Below are 18,231 nucleotides of genomic sequence, written 5' to 3'. Positions count from 1 at the left end.
AAAGGCCGTCTGCTGGAATCAGGAAGGGAGGGGGCTCGGCACTATGGCCGCATGTAATCGAGCGTGTTTTCGTGCATCCGCTCGTCCGTATTCGCGGGCGGCCGCTCGATCATCTCGTTCGGCGCGCCCTGACGCTGGACGAGGTCGAAGGCGTCGTACGGCTGTCCGGTTGCCGTGTAGGAGCGAAATTTCAGCGTGTCCTGCTGGACGCGCACCACCTGATAGAGCTGCGTGTTTTCGGCGCCGCGCTCCATCTCGATGCCGTCGAAGTCCTCCCAGCGGTCGGGTTTGATCTCGTACATCTTCGCCCCGCTTACGGAGTTGACGTACACGGTGCCGCCCTTCGGCGACCGGGCGTTTACGCCCTGCTCCAGGTTTTCGAGCCGGCCGCGGGCGTAGGTATGGTCGTGGCCCTGCATCACGAGGTCCACGTTGTACTCGTCGAAGAGAGGCGTCCACCGGTCACGGAGTGCCGCGTTGCTCCGCCCTTCGCCCGACGAAAACATGGGGTGGTGAAAGGTCGCGACGGTCCAGCGGATATCGTCGTTTTGCGCCGTCTTTCGGAGGGTTGATTCCAGCCATTGGGTTTGCCGTGCGAGGCGCGAGGAGTCCCGAATGTTGGAGTTCAGGGCGATAATGCGCATGCCCTGATAGTCGAGGGAGTAGACCGTCTCCTCCATCCCCTCCGGTCCATTCTTGGGAAGGGTAAACTGCGGGTGCCAGTGGATCGACAGCTTCTCCGGGCTCTCCTTCTCCACCTCCATCATGAAATGACCGGTGAGTGTACTGCCGTCGACCGCCACGTTCTGGAGTGGGAACTCGTCCCCGTCCTCGTTCACGAGGGTCGCGCTGTATCCGGAACTGTCGCCGTCAATCTCAAGCGTGCCCACGTACTCGCCGTTGTCGACGTTGTAGTCCCAACCGCCGGCGGGATACGAGTCGGCGGATGGATCGGCGCTGCTACTGGCCTCCAGCGGTTCCGGATTGCCGTCCGGCTCCAGAATAGTTCCAGTCATTTTCTGTCCAGTGGCCTCTACCTCCACCCGGAAGGTATCGCGCGCGTGCCAGGAGCGGTAGCCTCCGTACTCATGGTTGCCCGGCACCGCCACGTTCGGCACCATGCTCTGGATCCAGCCGCCGGCCGCGTTCCAGTGACCCCACTCCACGTTCCGGTGGGCATTGTTCACGAGGTCGCCCGCGTGGATCATGAAGTCGATGGTCGGGGCGTCGGCATAGGCCTGGCGGAGGAGGCGCGACCAGTGCGAGCGCACGTTGTTCTGCGCGTCACCCACGTAGACGAAGCTGAACGGCTCCGGCTGCCGGCTGGCGGTGCGCGCGTGGAACCACTCGCTCCAGTGTGTGCCGTCGCCCACGCGGTAGGCGTAAAGCGTGTCGGCCATCAGGCCGTCGAAGGTGACGGAGTGGTACTTGGCGTTCACGTGCTCGCCGGTGACCTTGTGCGTGTGGAGGTCCTGCGTCTCCGCGTCCACGGTTTTGGCCTTCGTGTAGAACGAGGGGGCGCCGAGGGCGGGGGCGATCTGAGCCTTGGCGTCCGTAACCGTGCTGTCGGTGCGCCACGTGACGCTGAGGGAAGAGGCCGGGTCTTCTTCCCAGCTGAGCACGATGCGGTCCGGGTAGGGGCTGGGCGTCGTGGAGGGGAGCGTCGCCGCCTCCGTCGAGGAAGAATCGGGCTTCTCAGCGTTCGACGAGCCAGAGGACGGCGTCGAGCAGGCGGCCGCCAACAGACCGATCGGAAGGACGAGCGTCGTAAGGAAAAGCAGGCGAGCGTTGGGGGGAGGCATGTGATCGATCGCTTGTGAACGAGGCGGAGAAGGGGAACAAAACACGCGTCCCCTTCCCCCGAACGTGCAGGAAGGGGGCGCGGGGGAGAGGGCCGGGACGGGGCGAGAGGTCTAGAATTCCATCGAAAGGCCGATGGCTACGGCGCGGCCGCTCAGGTAGTGACTGGAGAGGCGATTCGTATCGCCCCCGGCGTACTCAACCTCCGGCTCATTCGTCACGTTCTCGACCTGCACCAGCAGCTCAGGATTGCCGATCAGCCCCTCAAGCTGGTAGCTGGCATTGAAGTCCACCGTCGTCCGTTCGGCCACGTAGGTGTCGTTTACCGCAAACTCGCTCAGCGACAGGAGGTAGTCGCCGCGGTAGTTGATCGCGACGCGGGCCTCGAAGCCGCCCTTTTGGAAGTACGGCACGATGTTGTACACCAGGTCGGCCTGCTGGAAGAACGGCAGGTCGCCGCGATTGGGCACGTCAACCTCCGAGTCCGTGACGGTGAGGTTCGAATTGAGGCCGAGGCCGTTGAGCGGGGCGGGCAGGAAGGTGAACGACTGCTGGTAGGTGGCCTCCAGGCCCAGCACCGAGCCCGAGTCCGCGTTTCGCTCCTGCGTGCGCTGGACGCGATTGAACGTCCGGCCGTCGCCGAAGGGGTTTGATACGTCCGTTTCCGTCTCGGTGAACCGGTAGATCGGATTGTCAATCTGTTTGTAGAAGCCGGCCACCGACGCGAGTCCGCCGTCGGAGAAGTAATATTCGGCGGTGAGGTCGACATTCATGGCCTTGAAGGGCTTCAGGTTCGGGTTCCCTTCAATCACCTCCGCCTCCGAGCCCTCTACGGTGACCTCGCTGAACGAGGACAGCTTCTCGTAGTCCGGACGTCCAAGGGTGTTGGTCCAGGCGCCGCGGAACTGGAGGTTGTCGGTGGCCTCAAACGTGAGGTGCACCGAGGGCAGCACGTCGGTGTAGGAATTGTCGAAGGTCTGGCTGGTGGTGGTGAGGTTACCCGTGTTGTCGTTTTCTAGGAGCTGGAAGCGGGTGGAGGAGGTGGACGTGTACTCGATTCGGGCGCCCGCAAGGGCCGTCAGGGGACCAAATTCGGCCGAGGCCATTGCGTACCCCGCGTAGATGCTCTCTTCATTCTCGGAGTCGTTCTCCACGTCCTCCGTCTGGACTTCCTCCGTGTTGATCTCGTACGGGCTGTCGGGGTTTTGGCAGGTGCGGTCGCCTGAGAGTCGGTTGCCCGGGGGTTGGCAGACGTTGTTGAGGAAATCGTTGGCGAAGGCCTCCGTATCCGCAAATGGGAAGAGGCTATTGCCTACCTGCACCGTTTGCACACTCGGAGCCGCGTAGTCTGCCAGTGAGAGGCTGCCGTCGCCCGCGTAGTTGAACTCGATGTCAGCCGCGTCCACCGACTTGTCCCGCATCTCAATCTGGCCGCCCGCCTTGAGGTAGCCCGGGAGCGCGCCGAATTCGAACGGAAGGCGGACGTCGGTTTTCGCCGCGTAGGTGTTCTCCGTGTTTTCTTGATACTCGACGTCGACGGGGTTGGCCGTGTAGTTGCTTGCGTCGCCGATATACTGCGGATTCTCCGGATAGAAGTTGAAGAGGAAGTTGGTCATGTCGGCCACGCCGGAGGCCTGCGGGTTCACGCTGTCCTCGCCGGGCGTCTGGAATTCGCCGTCCGGGCCGCCCCGCTCAAGGTAGCCGCGCGAGTAGGTGCCGCTGGCCGACCACGTGAGGGCACTGCCGAAGCGGTGCTCAAATCCCACATTGGTGCCCCAGAGCGACTCTTCCTCGTCGGTGCGGCTGAGGTCCACGGAGCCGTAGCCGGCGGGAAACCGCGATCCGTTCTCGGTGATCGTCGGTCCGGCGTCCTCGCCTCCCTTCAGCACGTACTCCAATTCATTGTCGATGCCCGCCTCGTCGGTGTAGGTGAAGTACGGCCGTACGAAACCGGAGGTCTGGTCGGTGGGCCGCCAGTCGAAACTCGTGTTCAGAGCAAAGCGGCTTCGCTTGTTGCGCTCGACGACTTGCTCGAATCCTTCCGGGACGTTGGTCGTGGGCAGGTCCTCCTCATTGGCCCAGTTCCAGTTCTCAGCCTTGAGGCCCGAGGTCGTGAAGTCGCGACGCGAGCCACTGGCGGAGACGAGTAGGCCAATGTTGTCGTTCGGGCCTACCTGGGTGCCGGCCGTGAGGTTGGCGCGGAACGGAAACGCCGTCTCAAACGAGGGCACCTGCTGATCGTGTTGGAGGCCGCGGATTGACCCGAAAGCGAAGGCTCCCTCGCGGTCAAAGGCGGTCAGCGTCGAGATGTTGACGGATCCGCCGATGGCGTTGGCCGGCATGTCCGGCGTCACGGCTTTGGTGACTTCTACGTTCGAGACCATCTCGGCCGGGAGCAGGTCGAGGGCCGTGGCGCGCGAACCGGCGGTCGACGCGAGCGTGTTGCCGTTAAGCGTTACGTTGTTGAGGTTGGCCGCCCCGCCGCGAATCGACACGAAGCGCCCCTCCGTGCGGTCGTTGCGCATTACGATGCCCGGTAGGCGCTGCACGGCCTCCGCCACGTTCTTTTCGGGCAGGTTGCCGATGCGGTCGGCCGCCAGGGCATCTACGATGTTGATCGACTGCTTTTTCTGGGTTGCGGACCGGAACTGGCTGCCGCGCAGGCCGGTCACGACGACCTCTCCTCCTTCAAGCACCCGGCTCTCGATTTCAAGAGTGACGGTTATCGTTGCTCCCGATTCGACCTCGACCGTTTGGCTCTTCTGTTGGTAGCTCACGTACGAAACGGTCAGGGTCTGCGAGCCGGCCGGGACGTTCCGCAATTCGAAGCGGCCGTTTTGGCCTGTGGACGTTCCGAGCGTCGTGCCGTCGACCACGACGTTGGCCCCGGGAAGCGGTGTGCCGTCCGCTGCGTCCACGACCCGTCCCTGCACGATGCCCGTCGATTGGGCATGGCCGACGACGGGACCGAGGAGAGCAACGGCCAGGAGGGGAAGGAGTGAACAAAGGAAGCGATGGTAGGACTGACGCATGTGCAATCAAGGCTTGCTCAAAAAAACACGGGGCATTCGACGGAAGGAGTGCGGGCGTGCGCTCCTCCGTTCCGGGCAACATGAAGACCCAGCCCGAACACCCTGTAGATAGCAAGCCCAGATTAGCATTCGAGAATGGCTGTTTTTCGATATGATTATGATCCCCTTTGAGCAGTGTAATACAAGAGCTGGCTCAAACGGTCGGGATCACGGGAGCTGCAATCGGCTCTGAATAACGGAAATCGCCGTATGTATACCAGGGACGGGAGGAACTGCGTCCGTCGGCCTCGTGTGGGTAGGGACGTGAGAACGAGTGGACGTTTGGAGGTGAAATCCGTCCCCACATCCATTCGTCCAAACGTCCACCCCGAACGGAGCACGCGAGTTCGTGTCAGCAGGTCGGGGGGGCAACGCCGGGACGCGACAGTCCGGCACTGGCCGCCCGATCGGACGATTGGCGAAGGGCGATGGAGGGACAGAGACGGCCGAAGGAGAGAGGGCAGGAGGAGGGGCGGGGCTGCGATCCCCGCGGCCGCTGTCTACGACTCCTGCGGGGAGGCGTCGTAGGCACGGGGCAGCTGCACAATGAAACACGTTCCCTCTCCTTTTTGGGTCTCGACCTCGATGGTGCCCCCAAGAGCGTCCACCAGCTTTTGAACGATCGAGAGCCCGAGCCCTGCGCCTTCGTACTCGCGGGTGAGCCCTTCTGACTCCTGCGTAAAGGCCTCGAAGATGGTTGGGAGAGCCTCCTCGGAAATGCCGATCCCAGTGTCCTGAACCATCAGCGCTACGCGCTCAGGGCCGTCAATCCGGGTTCGAACCGTGACCTGGCCGCCGTCCGGTGTGAATTTGATTGCGTTGTCCAGGAGGTTGCTCACGATCCGCCGAACGGCGACCTCGTCGGCGTGAGCCTCCACGGGCTCGTCGGCGGGATCGACCCGTACATCAACGCCATGCTCCTGCGCCTGGGGACTGAATTCGTCGACGGCCGTGCGGGCCGCAGCGTTGAGTTGAACGGTCTCGCGGACGACGGTGAAGCTGCCGGCTTCGAGCCGCGAGAGCTGAAGCGCTGCCTCGATCGTATTTTTTAGGCGCTGTCCGCTCTTGTGAATGAGGCGCGCAAGTTTGGCGGAGTGACCCTCCAGCCGATCCGTTAGCAGTCCGGAAAACCCGATCATAGAGGTGAGCGGCGTCCGGACCTCGTGGCTCATATTGGCCAGCATGACGCTCTTGAGCCGGGCGGCCTCTTCGGCCATTGTCTTGGCCTCTCGGAGCTTCTCTTCGGCTTTCTTGCGCTCGGTGATGTCGAGCAAGACGCCGTTAAAGACGACCTCCTCTTCGCGTTCGCGAGGCGTTGTGATGCCGAGGAGCCAGATCTTCTCGCCCGAGGGCTTCACAAACGGCATCTCGTGGCGCCAGGGTGTTCGTTCGGTTACGGCTTCCTCAACCGAGGACTGGAATTCCTCCTGGTGCGACGAGGGGATGCGCTCCAGAACCCGCTCGTAGAAGGTGTCTGGGTCCGGAGAGATGCCGAGCATCGAGCGGGCGTGCTCGCTCACGAAGTAGTTGCCACGCGTGCCATCGGGGCGAGCATAAAACTGGACGATGACGCCCGGGACGCTGTTGGCCAGATCCTGAAGTCGTTCTTTTTGTTGGCGAAGCGCTTGCTCCGTTTCTTTCCGCTCCGTAATGTTCTGAAATGCCCCAGCCACCTTAACGACGGTTCCGTTTTCTCGCTCTGCCGGGGCGCCGACCGTGCGGACCCATCGCCGGTTGCCGTTTGCTGTGATGAGGGGCAGTTCCAGGTCGTAGGGAATGCCCTTTTCGATGCACCGCTCGAAGGCCTCACGGATTCGGGGGCGGGCCTCCTCGGTGTAGAATTGAATTCCCTCTTCTATGCCAATCTCTGTGCCGGGCGGGACCTCGTGGATTTCGTAGACCTTGTCCGACCAGGAGACGTGTTCGGTTCGGAGGTCGATTTCCCAGGCCCCGGCCAGGCGTTGGGCCTGCTTCAGAAGGTTGCGTTGGCGTTTCAGTGCTTTCTTCGTCTCTCGTAGCTCGGTCACGTCCCGCTGGACGGAGAGCCAGTGTTCGATTTCGCCGTTTCGCCCCCGAATGGGGGAAATACTCCACCGGAGCCGGTACGGCGTCTGGTCCTTACGGTAGTTGATCGTTTCGCCCTCCCAGGTCTCGCCGGCCTCCAGGGCCTCCCGAAGAGAGGCCAGCACCGACGGATCCGTTTCGGGGCCCTGCAGGATGCGCGGCGTCCGGCCACGGATCTCCTCGGCCTCGTAGCCGGACAGGGCCTCGAAGGCCGGATTGACGTATTCGATGCGGGGGCCAGGGGCGTCCAGGGGAGCGGCTTCGGTCACGAGAATGCCGTCCTTCGCCTGCTCCACGATCTGTCGGAAAAGGCGCAAGGTCTGCTCCCGACGACGCTGCTCGGTGATGTCCTGCGCAAAGCTCAGGCCGGCGAAGATCGATCCCTCCTCGTCCCGCAGAGGTGTGGCCCAGACCCGCCAGATGCGATCGTCGAAGTGGGTCTCGACGCTGTCGGATTCTCCTTCCTCCACCGCAGCACGAAAGAGCGGCGTCAGGTCTTGGGCGGTTGCGTCCGGAAAGACGTCCGGCATCCGGGCGCCCTCAAGGCGGGAGGACGACGGTAGGGTGTCCCCGATCGATGTTCCGGCCACCAGCGTGTAGCGGAGGTCCCGGTCGTACACCCCCACGGCGCCGTTCGGAAAGTTTTCCGCAAGCGCCCGGTATCGCGCCTCGCTCTCGCGGAGCTTCCGCTCGCTCTGCTTGCGCTGGGTGACGTCGCGGGCGGAAACGATGAGCGAGACGACCGCGCCGTCCTCCACGACCGGACGGATTGTGCCCTCCACGCTGTACGGAGCGCCGTCCGGCCCAAGTAGATCCGCATTGTACTCGACGTACTCCCCGCCGGCCGCCTGCTCAATCCAGTTCTGCACGTCCGAGGCGATTCGATCCGACCACCAGGGCGTTTCCCAGAATGGCTGCCCGATCACGTCCTCCCGGCTCTCTTGGATATAGTTGAGGGACGTCGCGTTTGCCTCCAAAAGGGTGCCGTCGGGGGCGAGCACGCCCGTGAGTACGTCCGGGTCCTCCAGAATGGCATCGAGGCGCCGGGTCGCCTGCCGGTGCTCTCGCGTTTTTCGACGTAGGCTCAACGCGTCAAACGCCATTTCGGCAAAGGAGAGGAGGCGGCGCAGGGAGGCGTCCGATGGCGCCTGCCGGTCCGAGTTCATGATCCCGAACGTGCCGATGGCATGGCCATCAGGGGTCGTGAGCGGGGCGCCCGCGTAAAACCGGATCCCCATCTCCGTGACGAACGGGCTGTCGCACACCCGCTCGTCTCCGGCCGCGTCAGTGATGATCAGAAGGTCCTCGTTTTCGATCGTGTGGGAGCAGAAGGAAGACGCCAGCGGGCGTTCGCGCTGCTCCAGTCCCACGGTGGACGCAAACCATTGTCGGTCGGCGTCGACAAACGATACGAATGCAACGTCCACCTCGAAAAATTCGGCCGCCAGGACGGTTAGGCGATCGAAGGCCTCGGTCGGAGGAGAGTCGAACACATCATACCGGCGCAGAGCCCGCACACGGGCCGGATTCTGAAGGTTGGAATCGGGAGCGGAGCCCTTGCGGTCGGTAGACATGCACAGAGGAGCAACAATGCAAAAGAACAGGAGCGCAAGCCGGGCGGAAGGCTGCTCATCAATGCGAACGAGGGGCGACGGGCTATCCCGTGATAAGTCCGCGCCGGTGGGCATAGGCTGTCATCTCAGCCACATTCTTGAGCTCCAGCTTTGCTTTGATGTTTTGCCGATGTTTGTCGGCCGTTCGGGGGCTGATGTGGAGGTGCTCGCCGATTTCCTGACTGGTATATCCCTCCGCCGTGAGCTGGAGCACTTCGCGTTCCCGGGCGGTCAGGGTTTGGTATCGGTCATCGGCGTCTCCGTTTGTTGATTGTGGGGCGTTGAGTAGCGCGTCCGACAGGTCATCGCTGAGGTATCGGTTCCCGCCGACGACGGTTCGGACTGCGCGTACCATCTCGTCCAGGGAGGCCCCCTTCAACACATATCCCGCTGCCCCCAGCTCGAAGGCCCGACTCACGTAGATGTCTTCTGCGTGCATCGACAGCACCACCACCTGTACGGAAAGGGCACTCTCCTGAATCTGACGGAGAACGTCGAGGCCGTTGAGGTGGGGAAGGCCCAGGTCGAGAACGAGAAGGTCGGGCTCATGCTCCTGAAGGAGGGAAAAAACATCCAGCCCATTCCCGGTCGTCGCGCACACGCGAGCATCAAGTCGGTCCTCGAGTAGTGACCGGATGCCCTGTCGCGTCAGGTCATGGTCTTCGGCGATGAGTGATGAAATGAGCATAGCCCCTGGCCGATTGATGCGACGCTAACGAAATCAGGACGACGAGACGGGTTGGTCCGTGCTGTGTCCGAATATACTCTTTCTGAAATGCGAAGCCCCATGCTCGACCTCCGGACGCTGCGATCAGTGGGGAGGGGGGCACATCCCGTCCCCTGTGAGGCGCCAGGAGGGGATGTATTCCGCCGCGCAGCCCTCAAACGCCCACTGGCTGAAATCTCTTTCAGTACCCTCAACTTATGTGATGTATTACTTTTATTTTATTTTTGTTGTCGATACAGCAATGAGCACAATCCCTACCCCTTTGGGATAAGGAAGACGAATCCCTTTCCTGGTTTTTCCGAATAGAAGAGCCGTTTACCCAGAGGTTACAGAAGCTACGGGTCTTCACGCTCACGTAACGGAAAGCAGGGCGCGCGCCGCGAGGGATCGTTGGGACAGTCGTTTGGTACTCAACAATTACTGGGCTGGAAAGGGAAGCTTGGCCGGAAGCGTGACGGAGATACGGGTTCCCTCGTCGGGAATGGGAGCGATGTCAATGTCTCCGTTGAGCCTCTCAACACGGGAACGGATGTTGTCCAAGCCGAAGGGGGCCTCTCCCGTGGGCGAGGAGCCGACCTCAACACCGTCATCGAAAATATGCAGGTGAAGCTGGTCGGCGCTTTTGGTAAGGGTCACGTGCGCCGCGTCCGTTGCGTCGTGTCCGGCGATCGTCACCAGGACCTCCTGTGCGATCCAGAAGGCCGTGCGCTCGATGATCTTGGAGAAGCGCTCGCCGTGAGCAAACTCGCTGTAGAAATCGATTTCAAGGGCGTGTTTCTCCTTTAGCTTGTTCACTAGAGAAGACACGGCCTCTACGAGGCCGGAATTCGAAAGGTCGCTGGGATATAGCTTCCGAGAGATCGTCCGGGACACTGTTGAAAGGTCGCTCACCAGCTCTTCCAGTTGGTCGAAGTGAGTGGAAGGCGCGCCGTGTTCTTGCGTCTCACGGCGCGCAATGTCGATCGTGAACTGAAGGGAGGTGAGGAGTCCCCCCATCTCGTCGTGGATTTCCTGGTCGATACGACGTCGTTCTTCCTCCTGCACCTCCAGCAGACGCTCCAGCATCCGGCGCTGGTCCGTGACGTCCCGAAAGATCCAGAGGCGGCCGAAGTGGGTGCCGTCGTCACTCCTGATCGGAGCACTGTAGCGATCGAACCAGCGGCCGTCGGTCAATTGGATCAAGTCTCGGCTTTCCTTGTCCGGGTGGTTGTAGAGGTACTCCACTTTTCGGCGGAACTCCTTCGGGTTGGCGAGCAGGTGACCCGCGCTGTTGAGAAGAGTGCTCTCGGAAAGATGCTCGTCGGGGGACGTGTCCGCAACCTCCTTCGGAATGTCCCAGAGGTTGAGGAATTGATCGTTGTAGAACATGACGTGCCGATCCGGATCGATGACGAGCAGGCCGTCGATCGTGGCACGGGCCTGGGCTTCCAGGAGCGCCTTGCGGCGCATAAGCTGTTGTTTTTGCTTCTTGCGCTCGGTGATGTCCTGAAAATAGAACGCAATGCCACCGTCAGGATTGGGGTATACCTGGATGTTGAACCACCCGTTGAGTCCGGGATAGTATTCTTCGATGGAGGCGGGCTCGCGGGTGGTCATCACGCCCCGGTACACCTCCTCGAAGCGCGTCCCGATCGCCTCCGGAAAAATGTCCCAGAAGCGCTTGCCGAGCAGGGCCTCCTCGGGCATTTCGTAGAGGGCCTCGGCCTGGTCGTTAAGGAGGGTAAACCGCCAGTCCGCGTCGATCTCGACAATAGCGTCGGTCACGCGCCGGATGACCTCCTCTCGGCGCCGCTGCTGCTTTTTGCGCTCGGTAATGTCGGTGTAAATTGCAAACCCTTCGGTCGGTTGTTCGTCGGTCTCGCGCAGGGCGACCTGCACCCGAAAGTCCCGCACCTCGCCGGCCGTTTGTCGGCGCACCTCATGTTGTACGGGAGTCCCCTCCAATAGGGAGCGACGAATGGATGCTGCCTCGTCCTGCTCGCTGTCTGGCACAAGGAGGTCCTGCCAGCCTTCCGACCGAATGACGCTCTCCTCGTATCCAAAGACGGTCTCGAATCGTTCGTTCACGGCCTGGATGTGAATCCGGTCCTCGTCGTCGCGGCGCCCGTGCACGACCGGCGTGGGCAGGTTGTGAAAGAGGGTGGCAAATCGATCTCGCTCCTCCCGGAGCTTTCGTTTGGCCGCTCGGCGTTCCGTAATGTCGTCCATGTGGAAGACGGCTCCCTCCAGGTCGCCGTCCGGCGAGTGCAGCGGAGCGCCGCTGACCGACAACAGCCGCTGGGTCCCATCGGGCCACTCGATCTTGTGTTCAACGTCGTAGACGGGCGCGTCCGTGTCCATCACCCGGGCAAAGGGAAGCTCCGCCTCCGGCATAGGGGTGCCGTCCGGCCGGCGGATATTCCACTCCGGGTCGTCATAAGTGCGCTCGGTCACCTTCTCCTTCGTCAGCCCGAGAATGTCCTCGGCCCGTGCGCTGGCTTCGATGAACGCCCCGTCGGTGTTAAGGACCGCGATGGCGGCCGGACTAGTTTCCAGGATGCGGTCCAGCAGGTCGCGCTCCTCGCGGAGTTGTCGCCGGGTTTCCTTCTGCTCGGTCACGTCCCGAATGACGCTCACCACCCCGCCGGGCCAGTTTTCGTCCTCCAGCGGCGTCACCACGTGTTCGGTGTCGATAATCTCTCCGTTCTTCCGACGCATCTGGTATTCATGTCGGAAGATGCCGTCCTCCTCCAGGATGGGCTCTCCGATCTTCCCAAAGCGCTGGTAGGCCTCCGGGCTCTTGTGGAGCTTCTCGGTGCTTTCCCCGATGAGTTCCTCCTTCTTGTACCCAAAGACATCCTCGACCGCCGAATTGCACGAAATAATCCGACGGTTCGGCGGGTCGACGATCAAGACGACCTCCCCCAGATTCTCAAACGTTTTCTCCAGCAGTTGCTTCGTGTTACGCAGATCCTGCTCGGCCGTTTTTCGTTCGGTAATGTCCTGAATGCTGCCGCGAACCTGAACCACCTCCCCGTCCGAAACCTGCGGCATCCCGCGCGTGCGAACCCATCGCTGCTCCCCATCCTCCCGGAGGAGACGCAACTCCAGTTCGTACGGCTCCCCCTCCTCCACCGCACGGGTAAACGCCGCCCGGATTGTGGACTGGTCCTCGGGGTGATAGTACGAGATGCCGCCTTCAACCGTGGGGTCGACATCTTCGGAGAGACCGTAGATGCGATACACCTCCTGCGTCCAGGTGTGCTCTTCGGTCTGCACATCGTACTCCCACCCGCCGACGTTGGCGAGATGCTGGATCTCGGACAGCAGATCGTTTTGCTTTTTGAGCTCCCGTTCGGCGTCTTTCCGCCCTGTTACGTCCCGGCACGTATACATCCGGCATCCCTCCTGGATCGACACGCGCCGGATGTTGATGAGAAGGTCGTGCTCGGTACCCTCGGCGTCCACGACCCGATGTTCAATGTTTTGAACTTCTTGGGTCTTGCCGAAGTCCTGCTGCTCGGCCGGATCGCTGCCGAGAAGGGCGGAGATGGATCCGAGCGCTTCGACCTCCTCCCGCGATTGCTTGAAGATGTACTCGACATTCGGGCAGACGTACGTGAAGGTCCCGTCCGATCGGGTGATAAACACCGCATCCGTGATGTTGCGGAGGGTCTCGCGGTGGAGCTCTTCGCGCTGTTCCAGAGCCGTTTGGGCCGCCCGGCGCTCGGAAATATCCCGACTGGTGGCGACGAACCGGGGGCCTTCCTCTACTTCAAGGCATTGCACGTCGACCTCGACGGGAAAGGTGGAGCCGTCCGTGCGCTGAAAGGTCCCCTCCCACCGGCGGCGGTCGCCCGGGACCATCTCAGCCCAAGCAGCGCGTGCTTCCTCCGGATCGGCGTCCTGGTCGAGTTCCCACACCTTCATGTTCGTGAGCTCCTCGGGCTCGTATCCCGTCTTTTCGCAGAGACGCGGGTTTGGGGCAATCAGGTTGCCCGCCGCGTCGTGGAGGTTGATCATATTGGGCGAATGCTCGAACAACGCCTCCAACTGGTTCTGGGGGGGCAGAGCCCGATTGGATGGGCCACTGCGGGCCAACACTTCGCCGGCGGCGTCGGCCAGGGCCTTAACCACAGCGGCGGCGTCCTCCCGAAGGGGCACGTCCTGAGGACGGCGGTCGCCGAAGCAGAGGGCCCCGTATAGCTCTCCCTCCGCCACAACCGTTGCGCCCAGATAGGTGGAAAACGAAAACGTCTCGTACGCAGGATCCGCCGCCCATCCCGCGGCCTCCGCATCGTTCACCGTAAGCACGGCGTTTTCCCCGAGGACCTTCCGGCAGTACGTGGCCGAAAGAGGGAGGCGGTCGCCCTGTGAAACGGTTGAGGGCGTGCCGGCGACGGTCGTGATGGTGTGCCGATTGGAGCCCAAATCGATCTGGGCCAGGTGGCCATGCTCCACCCCGAGCCAGTCGAGCCCGATCTCCAGGATGGACGAGAGCGCGTCGGAAGAGGGAGAGGACGATCCGGAGAGAAGGGACTGGAGGCGGGCACCGGGAGTGTCGTTCTCGCCATTTGTGTTGAACGCCTCGGGAAGAGCGTCTACCGAAAAAAAGACACCGGGATGGCTCCTCTCAGAGTCGTGCGGCTGGGGCATGGGCATCGAGGCATTTTCGAACGGGAGGCGCGGATGCCGTCTCTGCGTAGAAAGAGAGTTGAGTCAAAAAGCGCGCCGATTCCTAATTGGAAGGTTGCTTGAAGTTATAGATAAAAATAGAGGGGGGAGAATGAAGGCGAAGCGGTGTGAAAATGGATATTCTCGAGAGACGCGGTTTCCCGGACAGAGAAGGACATGATCGGGGAGGCATCCTCAAAAAAAAACGCATCGCTACGGGAACGGATATGGTCGTCCATAATACTGGCACCGCGTCCCAAGAAGGCTTTGGCATCGGGATCCGGTGGGGGACGTGCCTGAGTTGTGCCTTGCAAACTCCTCTTCTTTTCCTATGGGATCCTCTTTTCTTTCCGACTGGGGCCAGACGGCCTGTCGTTTGACCGAGGCCGCCGCCCGGGCCGTTGAACCGTGGATCGGGGAGGGCGACAAGGAGGCGGCCGACGCCGCGGCGGTGGAGGCCCTCCGCACTCAGGCCGCCCGGTGTGGGCTTCGAGGCACCGTTGTGATTGGCGAGGGCGAAAAGGATGATGCGCCGTACCTGGCGCCGGGGACGCAGATCGGGGAGCGCCGGGAGCGTGTAGAGGACGGCGGCCTTGACATTGCCGTCGATCCGCTCGAAGGGACGTCGCTCGCGGCCCGAGATGAGCCAGGCGCCCTGTCGGTGATGGGGTTCGCACCGGCCCAAACCCTGCTTCCGTTGGGGCGGGCCTTCTACGCAGAGAAGCTCATCGGCCCGCCGGCGGCGGACGAGGCGCTGACGTTGACGGCCGATCCGGCGGAGGTGATTGAGGGCGTTGCCGATACACTGAACGTTGCGCCGTCTGGGGTGCGGGTGGCTGTGCAGGAGCGGCCGCGCCACACGGATCTGGTGAAGGCCCTCCGGGCTGCGGGGGCACAGGTGCATCTCTTTGCCGAGGGGGATCTCAGCTTTGCGATTCAGGCCCTTTGTCCACGGTCGGGGCTCTCCGCGGCCGACGACACTCGCGTCCGCGCGACGACACGAGTCCAAGGAAAGCCCACGGCTCAGCCCCGCGGTCCCGTTGATCTGCTTTGGGGCATCGGGGGCGCTCCGGAAGGCATGCTTGCGGCCCTGGCGCAGCGGGCCCTTGGGGGAGCGATGCGGGTGCGGGTGGCCCCCCAATCCGAAGCGGAGCGCCGCCGTCTCGTTGAGAATCCGGCCCTGCCGGAGGTGCTTGATCGAACGTTTACCGCCGGGGAACTGGTGGATGCCCAAACGGTCGCGATGGCGCTCACCGGCGTGACTGACGGGCCGCTCCTCCCGGGCCTCCACGAGAAGGACGGGCGCCTCCGCGCCGATACGCTTCTACTTGTCTCGGGCAAAGATCCCCAGCGCCGGACCATTACTGTGGGGGAGGCGGGATAGGGGGCGTCCTCGCGCCCCGTTTCTTACGAGCCGCCTCCGAGTGTTCGGTCGTCGATCTCAATCGAGGCCACTCCGTCTTCGAATTCGTCCTCGAAGTCGATCACGGCCCCGGTTCGGGCGTAATCGTACTCCGAGAGGTTCCAGAGCGACCCGTCCGGCTTTGCGAACCATCGGCTCGGGTCCACTCGGACGTTCAGGCCGCGGATGACGTCTGCTCCGGACACGTCCAGTGCCGTTCTCATTTCCTGGGTGACCTTGGTCTCGGCCGTGAAGTAGGTGGCAAACTCCTGAGTCGTGTCCTCTCCTGTGTGGCTGAAGGTGCCGGTGACGACCATACTGGCCTCGTCCGGCCAGTTGGGGAAGGCCTCGTCAATTTCGGTGCGGAGTTTCTCCTCACGTGTCTCATCTTCCAGGTCGGCATTCTCGATCGTGAGCGTGAGCGTCTCGTAGGTGCCCACGGGAACCGTGCCGGAGGCCACCGGCTCGATGGTGGTCGAGTCCAGGGGAAGAGAGACAAAGGCCGAATCGACATCGACGTCGGTTGCATTGCCAGAGCCCTTCAGCTGCACCCCATCGACGATCAGTCGGATCTTGTTGATTGTGAGCGTTCCGTTTGGCCCCTCCATCTGCAGCGGGACGTGGGACGACTTGGCGGAGGCCGCGTCGGAGACGGGGCGAGACAGGGGCGCAGCGGTAAAGCCGATGTCCACACGCGCCGACCCCGAAAGGGCATTCGTGGAGTCGCAGGCCCCTCCGAGAACTGCGAGCACGAGGCAGAGGAGAAGACCAGTCGAAGAGGCGGCAGCACGCTGCATAGGCACGAGGGGGCGTACACGAAAGGGGTGCTCCTACAGCATACGAATCCCTCGTCTGCAACCCAAACACTGCCGAACAGTCGCAGGGCGGGGGCTCGTTGCGGGGCCGGGTGATCAGGGAGAGACGTGGTTCGGGGGGGTTATTGCACTTCGTCGATCCGAAAGGACGGCAAGTGCAGTTTCCACTGCAGTGCTGCCAGGCGCACGCCCGCGACCGCTGTGATTGTGAGGGCCATCACCGCTGCGTCCGGCAAGGCAGAGGCCCGAAGGCCCAGGTAGAGGGCGCCTCCCCCGAGGGCAGCCGTTGCATAGATCTCTTCCTGCAGGATGAGGGGCGTCTCGCCACAGAGCACGTCTCGCACCATTCCGCCCACGGTTGCCGTGATGGCGCTCATGAGGACGACAATCACGAGGGGCGTTCCGGCGTCGAGGGCCACGCGGGCCCCCACGACCGAGAACACTGCGAGCCCGAAGGCGTCGGCTGCTTCCAGTGACTGACGAGGCGGGCGGAAGACAGAGGTATAGGCGAACGTAAGTCCGCCGGCCCCCGCAATGACCGCGAGGTAGCGCAGGTCGCGGATCCAGAACACCGGATGGCGGTCCAGAATGAGATCGCGCACCGTGCCGCCGCCGATCGCCGTGACGGCCGCAATGACGAGGGCCCCGAACAGATCCATGTGCCGCCGTCCGGCCGCAAGCGCGCCCGAGACGGCAAACACGGCCGTGCCGAACAGGTCGAGCACGTAGAGCACGAATTCGGGCGAGGGAGACATCGGGCGCAGTGGGGCTCAGGAGTCACGTGAAACGAGCGGCGAGGCAGTGTGGTCTAAAGCGCTCGGCAGATGCTCAATACTCTTCGGTGCGCGGAATTAGGAAAGAGCGGGCGCGCGCCGGGCCGCTTGGTTCCGCATCGTGAGCCGCGCCAGCACGACCAGCATTCCCACGAGAAGACCGACGAGTCCGAGAAACGCCACGTCCCATCCGAAGAGGTCGGCCACGAAGCCTACGACAACGCTCCCACTGGCGCCCAGTACCATGTAGACGGTGCGCACGAGTCCGAATCCGGCGCTCCGCTCATGGTCGTCGAGGTGGTCCATAAATTTCGGCATAAGGGCCGCGCCCCATCCCATCGAGATGCCCGCGCAGGCCACCGCGATCATGATCATGCTCATTCCCGTTCCAACCACCAGGAGCCCATACCCCACGAGTCCCACGCCGATGGCGAGGCTTGCGGCGGCATCTCGCCCGATACGGTCCGAGAGCGCCCCGAGGCCCGGCTGGGTGACCCCCTGCACCAGGAAGTATCCCGAGAAGAGTGCACCCGCCGTCGCTTCCGAGTAGCCGTGATGCGCCACGAAGAAGGTGGGCAAAAACGACGCCGTGGCCTGCCACACAAACATGCCCACTGCGGAGAGGAGCACCGTACGGGCAATGGGGGGACGGCGCAGAAGCGCCACGAGCGGTCCGATGCGCAGGCGACTCCACACCGATTGCTGGGGGCGGACCGGCGGGCGGGCTCGGATAACGGAGACCACGAGAAATATGACGGGGACGGCAAAGGCAGCCCCGAGCGCGAGCGCCCACCGCCAGCCCAGCCAGGCGCCGACGGCCCCAGCGGCCATTGGGACGAGCACGCCGGCCACCGGAGCGCCCGCCGTGTGGATCCCGATCGCCGTGCCCGTTTGCGTGGTCGTCCGCGTCAGCAGCGACGTGGCCACGCTGTAATGGAGGCCGGCAACGGTGCCCAGTGCGGTCGCCCCGATCAGGAAGACCGGATACGATGGGGCAAAGGCCAGCATCGCACTCGCGACGGCGGTGCCGCCCACCGCGACGAGAATGATCCGACGCTCGCCGTAGCGGTCGGCCAGGAGCCCGCTCGGAAACTGTGCAAGGGCGTACCCCATCCACATGCCCGTGAGGGCGAGCCCGATCGCGCCGTTGGGGACGGCAAACGCATCACTAATGAAGGGCACGACCGGACTGATGACGAGTCGAGCGGCCATGGTGGCGAAAAAGGCGAGGGTGCACGCCCCGAGGACGGCTCCCTGCCGCGACCAGAGTGTCACAGTGGTATGAGGATTATGGGGAAGGACAGCGGGCGAGT

Annotated in this window: 9 protein-coding genes; 1 reads left to right on the top strand and 8 read right to left on the bottom strand. The window is 63.0% G+C overall.

Features of this window, described 5'->3' with window-relative positions:
• Positions 1–41: 41 nt before the first annotated feature.
• From BSZ35_RS10105 to BSZ35_RS10085, 5 genes are all read right to left on the bottom strand, one after another.
• Positions 42–1,802 carry a fibronectin type III domain-containing protein gene (locus BSZ35_RS10105; protein WP_105012315.1) on the bottom strand — a complete coding sequence of 587 codons (1,761 nt, stop codon included), beginning with the start codon at positions 1,800–1,802 and terminating at the stop codon, positions 42–44.
• A gap of 111 nt (positions 1,803–1,913) precedes the next feature.
• On the bottom strand, positions 1,914–4,832 hold the full coding sequence (locus tag BSZ35_RS10100) for a TonB-dependent receptor (protein ID WP_105012314.1): 2,919 nt from the start codon (positions 4,830–4,832) through the stop codon (positions 1,914–1,916).
• A 539-nt stretch (positions 4,833–5,371) separates the two neighbouring features.
• Complete coding sequence (locus tag BSZ35_RS10095) at positions 5,372–8,509, bottom strand: PAS domain S-box protein (protein ID WP_181149279.1); 3,138 nt, start codon at positions 8,507–8,509, stop codon at positions 5,372–5,374.
• Between the two features lie 82 nt (positions 8,510–8,591).
• Entirely contained in the window at positions 8,592–9,236 is a 645-nt protein-coding gene (locus BSZ35_RS10090) for a response regulator transcription factor (RefSeq protein WP_105012312.1), read from the bottom strand.
• Between the two features lie 456 nt (positions 9,237–9,692).
• On the bottom strand, positions 9,693–13,910 hold the full coding sequence (locus BSZ35_RS10085; protein ID WP_181149278.1) for a PAS domain S-box protein: 4,218 nt from the start codon (positions 13,908–13,910) through the stop codon (positions 9,693–9,695).
• A 349-nt stretch (positions 13,911–14,259) separates the two neighbouring features.
• On the opposite strand from BSZ35_RS10085, the gene BSZ35_RS10080 reads away from it, so the two are divergent.
• Positions 14,260–15,312: a fructose-bisphosphatase class II gene (locus tag BSZ35_RS10080; protein WP_105012310.1), complete on the top strand. Its 1,053-nt coding sequence runs from the start codon at positions 14,260–14,262 to the stop codon at positions 15,310–15,312.
• A gap of 23 nt (positions 15,313–15,335) precedes the next feature.
• On the opposite strand, the gene BSZ35_RS10075 is transcribed toward BSZ35_RS10080, so the two are convergent.
• The 3 genes from BSZ35_RS10075 to BSZ35_RS10065 form a co-directional block, all read right to left on the bottom strand.
• Positions 15,336–16,127: a hypothetical protein gene (locus BSZ35_RS10075; protein WP_105012309.1), complete on the bottom strand. Its 792-nt coding sequence runs from the start codon at positions 16,125–16,127 to the stop codon at positions 15,336–15,338.
• Positions 16,128–16,267: 140 nt separating this feature from the next.
• A complete protein-coding gene (locus tag BSZ35_RS10070) occupies positions 16,268–16,900 on the bottom strand; it encodes a trimeric intracellular cation channel family protein (RefSeq protein ID WP_105012308.1) in 633 nt (210 codons plus the stop codon).
• Between the two features lie 96 nt (positions 16,901–16,996).
• A complete protein-coding gene (locus tag BSZ35_RS10065; RefSeq protein ID WP_105012307.1) occupies positions 16,997–18,193 on the bottom strand; it encodes an MFS transporter in 1,197 nt (398 codons plus the stop codon).
• Between the last annotated feature and the right edge of the window lie 38 nt (positions 18,194–18,231).

The sequence above is a fragment of the Salinibacter sp. 10B genome (genome assembly GCF_002954405.1).
Lineage (GTDB): Bacteria > Bacteroidota > Rhodothermia > Rhodothermales > Salinibacteraceae > Salinibacter.
Note: the sequence above shows the minus strand (reverse complement) of the source record. Positions and strands in the feature narration are given on the sequence as shown.